6 protein-coding genes are annotated in these 12,396 nt (G+C 46.0%); 4 read left to right on the forward strand and 2 right to left on the reverse strand.

Going from position 1 to position 12,396, the window contains the following annotated elements:
* The first annotated feature begins 26 nt into the window (after nucleotides 1–26).
* Entirely contained in the window at nucleotides 27–815 is a 789-nt protein-coding gene (proC, locus tag Q1V85_RS03300) for a pyrroline-5-carboxylate reductase (protein ID WP_300597427.1), read from the forward strand.
* Here the strand turns inward: proC and Q1V85_RS03305 are convergent.
* Nucleotides 812–2,431: a tetratricopeptide repeat protein gene (locus Q1V85_RS03305; protein WP_300597429.1), complete on the reverse strand. Its 1,620-nt coding sequence runs from the start codon at nucleotides 2,429–2,431 to the stop codon at nucleotides 812–814. The genes proC and Q1V85_RS03305 overlap by 4 nt on opposite strands.
* Nucleotides 2,432–2,735: 304 nt before the next feature.
* Here Q1V85_RS03305 and Q1V85_RS03310 point away from each other — a divergent pair, with 304 nt between their 5' ends.
* Both Q1V85_RS03310 and yidC read left to right on the forward strand, forming a co-directional pair.
* Nucleotides 2,736–4,388: a CTP synthase gene (locus Q1V85_RS03310; RefSeq protein WP_300597431.1), complete on the forward strand. Its 1,653-nt coding sequence runs from the start codon at nucleotides 2,736–2,738 to the stop codon at nucleotides 4,386–4,388.
* Between the two features lie 212 nt (nucleotides 4,389–4,600).
* The gene (gene yidC, locus Q1V85_RS03315) at nucleotides 4,601–6,445 is read left to right on the forward strand and encodes a membrane protein insertase YidC (RefSeq protein WP_300597433.1); all 1,845 of its coding nucleotides are present in this window, start codon (nucleotides 4,601–4,603) and stop codon (nucleotides 6,443–6,445) included.
* Nucleotides 6,446–6,784: 339 nt separating this feature from the next.
* Here yidC and Q1V85_RS03320 read toward each other — a convergent pair whose 3' ends face one another.
* A complete protein-coding gene (locus tag Q1V85_RS03320; protein ID WP_300597435.1) occupies nucleotides 6,785–8,551 on the reverse strand; it encodes a DNA polymerase III subunit gamma/tau in 1,767 nt (588 codons plus the stop codon).
* Between the two features lie 646 nt (nucleotides 8,552–9,197).
* Between Q1V85_RS03320 and Q1V85_RS03325 the strand changes: the two genes are divergently transcribed.
* Complete coding sequence (locus tag Q1V85_RS03325) at nucleotides 9,198–12,389, forward strand: TonB-dependent receptor (protein WP_300597437.1); 3,192 nt, start codon at nucleotides 9,198–9,200, stop codon at nucleotides 12,387–12,389.
* Nucleotides 12,390–12,396 lie beyond the last annotated feature (7 nt).

Here is a 12,396-nt window from a genome sequence, read left to right on the forward strand (position 1 = left end):
ATGTTGAACGTTAAACCTGAATAGATATGAACATTGCAATTATCGGTGGCGGTAACCTGGGTACCGCCATTGCCGAAGGGTTAATCAAAAGTAAGTTCTGTAAACCCGAAGCCATAACCATTACTAAAAGGAATCCGGCTACTTTAAAGGAGCTGGAAAAAAAAGGTGTAAACATCAGTGCAGACAACGCTGCTGCCGTAAAGCAGAGTGAGCTGGTGATCCTGGCTGTAAAACCTTTCCAGGTGGCGGCGGTGATTGAAGGATTTAAAAAACAATTAGCGGCAAAGCATACCATCGTGTCTGTAATTACCGGCGTATCCATTGCCGATCTGCAGGAGATGGTAAAAAAACAGCTCCCTGTTTTCAGGGCCATGCCCAATACGGCCATCGCCATCCAGGAAAGTATTACCTGTATCAGTTACGCGAATGCTTCGGAAAAGGAGGCCTCTTATGTGGTAGATATGTTCAATACGCTGGGTAAGGTGGCCGTTATTGATGAAAAGCTGATGGATGCGGCTACCGTGCTGGGCGCCTGCGGAACGGCTTTTGCATTGCGCTATATCCGCGCCAATATACAGGCCGGTATTGAAATCGGGTTTGATGCTAAAACCGCCAATCTTATCGCCGCGCAAACGGCAAAAGGCGCTGCGGAACTGCTGCTGAAAAACGGCAGTCATCCGGAGCAGGAAATTGACAAAGTAACCACGCCCAAGGGCTGTACCATTGTGGGACTGAATGAAATGGAACACCGTGGTTTCAGCTCTTCACTCATCCGTGGGGTGATTGCCAGTTACAAGAAAATTGCCAGGGATTAATTTTTAGACTTTAAGGCTGCTGCTTTTTTTAGATCGGCATCGGCCTGGTCCTGTTTGCCCAATTGCTGGTAAACCGTTCCCCGTATAAAATAAGCCTCACTATTTTCAGGATCCAGTTCAATCCATTTATTCAGGTCTTTTAATGTGCTGGCATAATCCGATTGGGCAAAATAAGCGCCGCCGCGCAACCGGTAGGCCTCCCCATACGTAGTGTCTAAAGCAATCAGCTTTGTAAAGTCATTGACGGCGTTCACGTAATCTTTTTTTAATGCGTAAATAGTGCCGCGGTTATAATAGGCGTTTGCGTTTTTCGGATCCAGTTTAAGAATGGCATTAAAATCCTTAAGCGACCGCTCATAGTCCTGTTTTGTAAAATACAGCCACCCACGCAGGCGGTAACCCTCAATATCTGTTGGGGCCAGTGCAATGAGTTCTGTAAAATCTTCAGCCGCTTTTTGCGTGTTGCCCATTTGCTGGTAAAAAGACCCACGCATAGAATGGGCTTCCTTATTTTGGGGATCCAGTGCCGCCCATTTATCCAGGTCCTTAAGCATATTGGTGTAATCCTTTTGTGTGGAGTAAGCCCTTGCCCGTTCTTTGTAGGCGTCGGCATAGGTAGTATCCAGGGCGATCAGCTTTGTAAAGTCATTGACGGCGTTTACGTAATCTTTTTTTAATGCGTAAATGGTGCCGCGGTTATAATAAGCGTTTGCGTTTTTCGGATCCAGTTTAAGAATGGCATTAAAATCCTTAAGCGACCGCTCATAGTCCTGTTTTGTAAAATACAGCCACCCACGCAGGCGGTACGCCTCGGTATGATTCGGCTCCCGTGCAATGAGTTTGGTAAAATCTTCGGCGGCGGCAGCGGTATTATTGAGTTCCTGGTAACTCAGTCCCCGCATCTCGTAAACATCGCTCTTGTCGATACCCAGGACAATGGCACGGGTAAGATCACGGATGGCCGCTTCATAATCTTTTTTTAAATAATAAGCATTGCCGCGTGAGCGGCAGGCCTCTGCATACCCGGTGTCAATGGCCATCGCCTTTGTAAGATCTGCAATGGCCGCCTCGTAATTCCCGATGGAGCTGTAATAATTGCCCCTGTTATTATAACCTTCCGCATATTGATCATTCAACTCGATGGCTTTTGTAAAATCAACAACTGCTATATCCGGAGCGTTTATATTACTGATACCCCGGAGTGCATATGCCTGGTAGTTACCAGGATCCAGCCGGATAGCCCGGGAAAAATCTTCGTTGGCCTGCCGCATCTCTCTTTTTCCCAGGTAGGCCATGCCGCGGTTGAGATAAGCATCAACGCAGCTGGCATTCAGCGCAATGGCCCTGGTTGCAGACCGGATGGCATTTGCAGTGTCACCCTTGTAGAGGTAGGCCTTGCTTAAAAGCGCCAGCGCACTGTCTGAAGGCTTCTGTGTTACTGCTGCGGAAAAATTTTTAATCGCCGCCGCATAGTTTTTTTGATTCAGCGCCGTTTTCCCGGCCTGGTAAAAACGGCTGACCGGTGAAGACGATTGTAAACGATCTTGCCCATATACGGAAGTAATGCTGAGGAATAGTGCGGCAAGGGCAACAGTTTTGGCGTGCAACGGGTTCATTTTTTAGGCGTAAATAATCGGTTGTTTAAAAATAAGAAAATCCCGGATGATTGTAACAAGAAAAGCTTGTGTTTCAGCATTTCTGTAGCAAAAAGCCCATATAAATTTTCGCCCCGTTTTTTTTTTACAAATGATTTCCTAACTTTGCATGACCTTTCAAATTTTCCACAGGATTTTATTGGTCATAGCGGGCTGATTTTGTTTTTTAGGAGATCACGCAGGCTGGATATTGTTGAAACAGGTTGATTTTTATTCGTGAAATGATTCTTGTTAAGGAATGATTTATTGATTTTAATATACCATTATGGCTAAGTACGTATTTGTAACCGGAGGCGTGTCCTCCTCATTAGGAAAAGGAATTATTGCCGCGTCGCTGGCAAAACTGTTACAGGCGAGGGGGCTGCGGGTTACGATACAAAAATTCGACCCATACATTAATATTGATCCCGGTACGCTGAATCCTTACGAGCACGGTGAGTGTTATGTAACAGAAGATGGTGCCGAAACGGACCTGGATCTGGGTCACTACGAACGTTTTCTGAACATTTTTACATCGCAGGCAAATAATGTGACCACCGGGCGGATCTATCAAACGGTGATCAACAAGGAACGGGAGGGTGCTTACCTGGGTAAAACGGTACAGGTGGTGCCGCATATCACCAACGAAATCAAGCGGAGGATGATGGAACTGGGCACTACGGGCAAATATGATGTAGTGATCACCGAAATCGGAGGAACCATTGGGGATATTGAAAGTCTGCCCTTTGTAGAAGCCATCCGCCAGCTGCAGTGGGAGCTGCCGGATGAAGATACGGTAGTTATTCATCTTACATTGATCCCTTACCTCAAAGCAGCAAAAGAATTAAAAACCAAGCCTACCCAGCACAGTGTACGGATGCTGAGCCAGGAAGGGGTGCGTCCTGATATTATCGTGTGCAGAACGGAAAAACCCCTTACACCCGAACTGCGCCGCAAAATTGCCCAGTTCTGTAATGTGCGCCAGGATGCAGTGATTGAGTCGGCAGATCAGTCTACCATTTACGAAGTGCCCATGGCCATGCTGCGTGAAAAACTGGATCTGACGGTTTTAAAAATCATGGGTATATCCGAATTTAAAGAGCCGGAACTAACCCGCTGGCGGGCGTTCCTGGATAAATTAAAATACCCCAAATCCGTAGTACGCATCGGGCTTATTGGTAAATACCTGGAATTGCAGGATGCTTATAAATCGATCCTGGAAGCCTTCGTACATGCCGGTGCGGTAAATGAATGCCAGGTACAGATCGTAAACGTACACAGTGAATACATTACACCGGAGAATGTGGGAGAAAAACTTGGCGGCCTGGATGGTTTACTGGTGGCACCGGGTTTTGGACTCAGAGGGGTGGAAGGAAAAATAACAGCGGTGCAATACGCCCGTGAGAACGGACTGCCGTTTTTCGGTATTTGTTTGGGTATGCAGATGTCGGCCATCGAGTTTGCAAGAAATGTGATCGGGTTAAAAGGTGCCAATTCAACCGAAATGGATGAAAACGCTGTTGATCCGGTGATTGATCTCATGGAAAGCCAGAAAAATATTACCGAAAAAGGTGGTACCATGCGTTTGGGCTCTTATGCCTGTGAACTCAAAGAGGGCAGCCTGGCTGCTTCTATTTACGGAACACTGCAGATCACCGAACGCCACCGGCACCGCTGGGAATTTAATAATAAATACCTGGAGGCTTTTGAACAGGCCGGAATGGTGGCCAGTGGTAAAAACCCGGAGAGCGGACTGGTGGAAGTGATTGAATTGCCTTCACACCCGTTTTTTGTAGGAGTTCAGTTTCACCCGGAGCTGAAAAGTACGGTAGAGAGCCCGCATCCCATTTTTGTGAAATTTGTGGAAGCTGCGGTGGAACATGCCGCCGCTAACAGTGTTCCTTCTAAAAAAGGCGAACCTGTAAACGTTGATTTATAAGAACTTATTATAAATGTAAGCATTTGGTCGCCTGGTTTCCGGGCGACTTTTTTTTGTAGAAGCTCTTATCAGGATCGTGCTGGTTGAATGGGAATGCTGCTGAGGAATTGCCCCCGGCCATTAAAATACGATAAAAAACAAACAGATGAAATCCTCAAAGGCAAATCCCCCGCTTTGTCCTATCTTTGCCGGCTCAAAAATATACGTAAGTAATGAATTTTGACCGGAATACGATCATTGGGTTCGGACTTTTAGCCGTACTCTTTTTCTTCTATTTTTACTACAATAACCTGCAACAGGGCGAACATCAGAAAGAACAGGCACGAAAAGATTCTATCGCCAATGCGTTAAAGCCAAAACTGGATACAGCGGCATTCCGCCTGGATTCAATGCGGGCCGATTCCCAGCGTCATGCCACCAGTGCCGGTATGTTTTTAAATGCAGCACAGGGTAGCGAGCAGCTTGTAACTGCCGAAAATGAGGTGTTCAAAATTGTGTTTACCAATAAAGGCGGACAACCGAAGTTTGTTGAGCTGAAGAAATTTAAAAATGCGCTGGACAGTCAGCAGGTAAAACTGGCGGCTACGGATTTTAACAAGATCAGCTATGCCATCAATACCGCAGCGAATCAAAGTGCGCAAACCGGTGATCTGTATTTTACCAACGGAAAAGTAACGCCAGGCCCTGATGGTACACAAGTAGTAACCTTTGAATTAAAAAGCGGTGACAGCACGGCTGCTGCTACTGCCGTTGTGCATCAGTTTATCATTCATCCAAATCAATACAAGGTCGATTTCAATATCAGCCTGTCGCAGCCCGGCAGTCTTTTGTCGCAGGGGGTAATGAACCTGGTTTGGCAATATGATGCGGCACAGCAGGAATCGGATATTGAGTTTGAAAAACAAAATACACAGATCGGCTATATGGAAGATGGTAAGTTCGATTATCATACCATCGGCCGGAAAGATCATGTGAATTTTGAAAAAGAGGTAAACTGGATCGGCGTTCGCCAACGCTTCTTCAACACCTTCCTGGTTGCAAAGGACAATTTTACAGGAGGAAAGATCTCCTGGTCCATTCCTCCGGATGCGAATAAAGAAGTAGTGAAGAGCACGGCAAACATGCAACTGAAAGTTCCTGCAGGTAATGCGGCGTCTGTACCACTGAGCATTTATTATGGCCCGGCTGATTACAATATTTTAAAAGGCTACGATAACGGGTTCAGTAAAATGGTAAACCTGGGACAGGGTATGTATGCGTTTGTACGTCCGTTAAACCAGTATGTGATCATCCCGGTATTTAATTTCATGAAGGGCTTTGTAAGCAGCTTCGGAATCGTAATTGCATTACTGACATTGGTGATCCGTTTATTGATTTCTCCCTTAACATACAAAAGTTATCTGAGCGGTGCGAAGATGAAAGCGTTGCGTCCGGAAATTGCTACATTGAAAGAAAAATTCGGAACGGATCAGCAGGCGATGAGTATGGAGCAAATGAAATTGTTCCGGGAGGCCGGTGTAAACCCGCTTGGTGGATGTATCCCTGCCCTGTTCCAGATCCCGATCTTCTTTGCGCTGTATAGTTTCTTTAACTCCAGTGTGGATCTGAGGGGCGCAGACTTCCTTTGGGCCAGCGATCTGTCGGCCTTTGATGACCCAATCAAATTTGGTATTCATATTCCTTTATTGGGTAGCCACCTGAGCCTGTTCACCATTACGGCAACGGTTACCAGCTTACTGATTTCTATATACAGTATGAGCATGTCGCCGGATCAAAGCAACCCGATGATGAAGTATATGCCGTATATCTTCCCGGTATTCCTGTTGTTTATCTTTAACCGGCTGCCATCGGCGCTTACCTGGTATTATACGGTATCGAACCTGATCACCCTGGCCCTGCAGTTTGTGATACAGAATTATATTATCGATCATGATAAGATCCTGGCACGTATACAGGAAAACCGCAAAAAGCCCAAAACCCAATCCAAATGGCAGGAGCGGCTGCAGCAGATGCAGGAACAGCAAAAGCAGATGCAGGATCAGCGGAAGAAAAAGTAATAAGTAGTCAATAGTGAATGGTTAATAGTCAATGGTCTTCGGATCGTTGACTATTAACGTTTAAAGGAGATCGATTTGAGGTTTAACGTTGAATTCGTTTTTATGCTTAGGGACTTTTCTGGTTTCAGACATTAGATATTAGACGCTATACGTTAGATGAGATCGGTCTTGATCCCGATGTTACACCAGGATCGCTGAAAACTGAAGTAGAACATATCAGACATCAAGTGTTAATAAGGTCTGATATATGTGGAATATCGATCGGAGGAAGACAAAAGAGCAGGAACGGCATCTTTATTCCCACATTTTCACATGCTCAAATTTTCAAATTAAACATGCTTACCGGTCCAGTTCCATCTTTAATTTCTCTTTCAGCTCTTTTACTATCGGGTATTTTTCGATCATCTTCTGGTATTGCTGTACGGCAGTCATTGGCCGGGGCTCATTGCTTTCGGGTGTTTCTACGTTTTCCCGTTTGGTGATGTAGAACTGGAGCTGCGAATTGGACAGCTGTTTCTGAAGAAATTCCGAGGCCTGTGTTTTACAGGACTCAATAAACCGGTATTCGATCGCGTTGGCGGTATATACATAAAAAGAGTTATCGTCCAGTACTTTTAATTGTGCCAGGTCAAAACTCTGGGCCGCTGAGTTTTTGTTCTCCTTTAATACCACAATAAAAGCCGCCCATGCCGCTTCCAGGGTGTCCTGGGAAAGGGGACGATCTATCAGCTCCACATGGGTATCTTTAAACTGCTGCCGCAACTTTTCCAGGCTGCTGATCTTCCGGGTGGTTACCGTTTCTTTTGGGGGCGGAGGTGGTGCCGGTCTGGACTCCGGTTCTTCGATGATCAGCCGGCTGCCGGAAGCTTCGCTCTTAACTGCCGGAATAACGGTTTGGGACGCGGGTACCGGTTTTACCAAAACCGGCTGAATGCTCCGGAACGGAACAGCTACCGCTTTTTCAGTTATTTTTTTTTTATTCAGCCCGGTATCACCGGCTGTCAGTTCCATTGCCTGCTGCAGGTAGCACAGCTTGATCAATGTCAGCTCCACATGCAGCCGTTTATTACGTGCCGACCGGTAATTGATCTCCGATTCATTCAATACATTTAATGCACTGATGAGGAAGGAAGCCGGTGTTTTTTTTGCGGTTTCAAGATATTTCTGTTTAAAGCTTTCCACGGTATCCAGCAGGGCAACTACTTTTTCATCTTTGCTCACCAACAGGTTGCGGATAAAGGCCGCAAATCCGTTTAATACCAGGTCCCCTTCAAAACCCTTCCGGTTAATATCATCGTATAAAAGCATGGCACCGGAAAGGTCCTGTTGCAGCATATCATCCAACAATTTAAAATAGTAATCCTCATCCAGGATGTTCAGGTGTTCCAGTGTATTGGTATAATTCAGCTCACCATTGGTAAAGCTGACGATCTTATCCATAATACTGAGTGCATCCCGCATGCAACCCTCACTTTTCTGGGCAATGGTTTGCAGGGCCGCCTGTTCTGCGGTTACACCTTCTTTTTCGCAAATTGCTTCCAGGTGCTCGACTGTGTCGTTGGTGGTAATGCGTTTAAAATCGAAGATCTGGCAACGGCTCAGGATCGTTGGCAGGATCTTATGCTTTTCGGTGGTAGCCAGGATAAAGATCGCATAGGAGGGCGGCTCTTCAAGCGTTTTCAGGAACGCATTAAAGGCCGAAGAGCTCAGCATGTGTACCTCATCTATGATATATACTTTATAACGGCCGGCCTGTGGAGCAAAGCGCACCTGGTCTACCAGGGTACGGATATCATCCACCGAGTTATTGCTGGCCGCATCCAGTTCATGAATGTTCAGCGAGGTTCCCTGGTTAAAGGACACACAGGAATTACAGGTATTGCAGGCCTCTCCGTCTGCGGTGGGCTGCTCACAGTTAATGGTTTTAGCCAGGATCCGGGCACAGGTGGTTTTTCCCACACCACGGGGGCCGCAAAACAAAAAAGCGTGCGCCAGCTGGTTCTGCCGGATCGCATTTTTTAGCGTAGTGGTGATATGGGCCTGTCCCACAACCGTGTCAAAGGTCTGGGGTCTGTATTTCCTTGCTGAAACAATAAATTTATCCATGAAAGCTCCTGAGTATTATATCTGACAAATGTAACATAATTGAGGGTGGTTTTGTTCCGGGAGATCGGGATGTGGAAAAAAGGGGAATCACCTGGTATATTACCTGTAGATTTCAATAGCCATACACGCTCAGACCACTTTTTAAGTATCTGATTGAGATATCAGGGGAAAGGAGGGCAGGGCCGACGTGTGTCTTGTTACCAGGTAAGACAGGCTGGACAAATACTTCATTGCCGCACTTTCATCATTTTTGATACGCCCTTAACCGTTAAATTTCTTTTCCGGTGTGATGCTTCATATTGGAGCTCTGTTCCATAGCAAACAAGGGGAGTGTTGAAGCAGGACTGCAGGTGCTTGCAAGCTGCGGGAATGACCCGGTTTAGGACACCAGGTTCCGTCCGGTCAAAAAAATGGCAGCAAATCACCGCTGTATCCGCTGCTATTGCCAAAATTGTTTAATGATTTGTTAAAGTACTGAATTGCATGGCTGTTTTTACACTCTATCATTGCGCTATCGATTGCACAAACCAAATTTTATGCTAAAACGATGTTGATGGAAACAAGCAGCTTGCCATACCTGCCCGCATCAATGGTCGTTTCGATATGAATGAAGGATCATTTTATTATTACTATTATTAAATTGTTTATGAATTGGTTAGAAATCAGAAAAAGTATCTGCCTGTTTATTGTTTTACTGGGAGGGATGATCATTACGCCCTACTCGGGACATACACAGGAACAAAAAGCTGCCAGTAAGATTAAAAAAGAAGTCCGCGGAACGGTAACCGATTCGGCTGGGGTTCTGTTTGGCGCAACGGTGTACGTAAAGGACCAAACGGCCATCGGAACCACTACCGATGGTAATGGAAAGTACATCCTGGATGTTCCTAGCGAAAATTCGGTGCTGGTCTTTGAAATGAGCGGTTATACAACCGTTGAAATGCCGGTAAAAGGACAGTCGGTGATCGATGTTACCTTAGCCGTTTCGCACAGTAAAATGGATGAAGTGGTAGTGGTGGCCTATGGAACGCAAAAAAAGCAATCTGTAATTGGGTCGGTAACCACCGTAAAGCCGGAGGATCTCAAGATCCCTTCAAGCAATCTTACACAGGCGCTGGCCGGAAGGGTGGCGGGCATCATTGCCTACCAGCGTTCTGGAGAACCCGGTGCAGATAATGCGGAGTTTTTTGTAAGAGGGTCCACTACATTTGGCTATAAGAAAGATCCCCTGATCCTTATCGACGGAATGGAATATTCCACTACCGAACTGGCACGTCTGAACGTGGATGACATCGCCAGCTTCTCCATTATGAAGGATGCAACGGCCAATGCCCTGTACGGTGCAAGGGGGGCAAACGGCGTGATCCTGATCACCACCAAGGAGGGGAAGGAAGGCCGGGCGAAGATTGGTGTACGGTTTGAAAACTCCATATCACAACCAACACGGATGGTGGAGATCGCAGATCCCATCACATATATGAAGCTGGAGAATGAAGCCGTGTTAACCCGCAACCCCTTAGGTGTATTGCCGTATTCCCAAAGCAAAATTGATAATACTATTTCCGGCGTGAACCCGGATATGTTTCCTACGGTAAACTGGCAAAAAGAGATGCTGACGCAAAATACCAATAACCAGCGCCTGAATCTGAACCTGGGCGGCGGTGGCGGCGTTGCTACGTATTATATTGCCGGATCAATAAACCAGGATCACGGGAACCTGAAGGTAGATCATCGCAATAATTTCAATACCAATATCAGTCTGAAAACCTATACGATCCGGTCCAACGTAAATCTTAAAGTAACCAAGACCACTTCCGCAATGGTGCGGCTTTTTGGAACCTTTGATGGCTATACGGGTCCTATTACTTCCGGGGCGGCTATGTATATGAATATTATGCGTACCAGTCCGGTGTTATTTAAGCCCTACTACCAGCCGGATTCAACCCATCGCTTTGTAAATCATATACTGTTTGGTAATGCCGATAAAGGTGATTATTTCAATCCCTATGCCGATATGACCCGGGGCTATAAACAGTATTCCAACTCGCTGATGGGGGCACAGCTTGAGCTGAACCAGGATCTTTCAGCTATTATTACGCCGGGACTGACGATGCGCGGAATGTTAACAACCAACCGGAGAGCCAACTTTACCATTACAAGAGCCTATAAACCCTTTTATGTAGAACCTTCCAATTACGATAAGTTTACCAATTCATTTATCCTGCGGGATCTGAATGCAGAAACCGGATCCGATTATATTGATTTTGTACCGGGAGAAAAAAGTGTGCTTTCTACCTTCCATGGTGAGCTGGCAACAAATTACAACCGTGCCATTGGCCGGAGCAATATTACAGCGATGGGGATCTTTATGATACAAAATGATCTGAACGGGAATGAAACAACATTGCAGCGTTCACTGCCTTCCCGTAATATTACGCTGGGTGCAAGAGGAACCTATGCATACGATAACCGCTATTTCGCAGAAGTGAATTTTGCCTATAACGGGTCCGAACGGTTTGACAGGAGCCACCGGTTTGGATTCTTTCCTTCCTTTGGTTTGGCATGGTCGGTTTCCAACGAAAAGTTTTTTGAACCACTCAAAGATGTTTTTTCCAAACTGCGGCTGCGTGGAAACCTGGGCCTGGTGGGTAACGACGCGATCGGCAGCGCAAGCGACCGGTTCTTCTATCTGTCCAATATCAATATGAATGATGCCAATTATAAATTCGCATTCGGAACAGATGGAGGTTATTCGAGGAACGGTATTTCTGTATTGCGTTATGGAAACAGCGCCATTACCTGGGAAACGGCCCGCAACTCCACTTTTGGTGTAGAAGCTACCTTATTCCGGAAACTGGATATTACGGCGGAGTATTTCCTGGAGCACCGGTATAATATCTTAATGGACCGGGCATCCATTCCGCAAACCATGGGGCTGGAGGGGGATATACCCAAGGCAAATGTAGGCAAGGCACGGTCCCGGTCTATCGATATCAATATGACTTATAATCAGCGGTTCGGAAAGGATATAGGCGTCCAGTTTATCGGAAATTTTACCTATGCCAAGAACAGGTTTGAAGCTTATGAAGAGCCGGAGTATGCATATCCCTGGTTGTACCGGAAAGGACAGCCCGTTAACCAGCGCTGGGGTTATATAGCCGAACGCCTTTTTGTAGATGACGAAGAGGTAAAGAACTCGCCCACCCAAAGTTTTGGAAGTACCATCACCCGTGGAGGGGATATCAAATTCAGGGATATCAATGATGATGGGAAAATCGACGGAAACGATATGGTGCCCATCGGGTTCCCTACCGCTCCGGAAATTGTTTATGGTTTTGGAATGTCCGGCAATTATAAAAATTTCGAATTCTCCTTTTTTGCACAGGGTTCGGCAAGATCTTCATTCTGGATCAACCCTCAGTCAACCGCACCGTTTATTTCTTACCGGTATTCTTCCAATGACCCGGCTCCTGCCGGTGTGCAGCTGAAGAACCAGCTTTTGAAGGCCTATGCAGATGATCATTGGTCCGAGGAGAATCGCAACCTGTATGCTCTTTGGCCAAGATTAAGTGCCAATACCAATTCCAATAATAATCAAAACAGTACCTGGTTTATGCGGGATGGATCCTTTTTAAGAATGAAGCAGCTACAGGCAGCTTATACGCTTCCTCCCCGTCTTTCCAATAAGGTAAAGATGACCAAACTGAAAATTTATTTTACAGGGGGCAATCTCTTCACCTTTAGCAGCTTTAAGTTATGGGATGTAGAAATGGGCGGCGACGGCTTAAAATATCCTTTACAGAAAACATACACCATTGGTATTGATGCTTCATTTTAAAATTTTT

It is taken from the genome of Niabella sp. (assembly GCF_030150205.1).
Classification (GTDB): Bacteria; Bacteroidota; Bacteroidia; order Chitinophagales; family Chitinophagaceae; genus Niabella.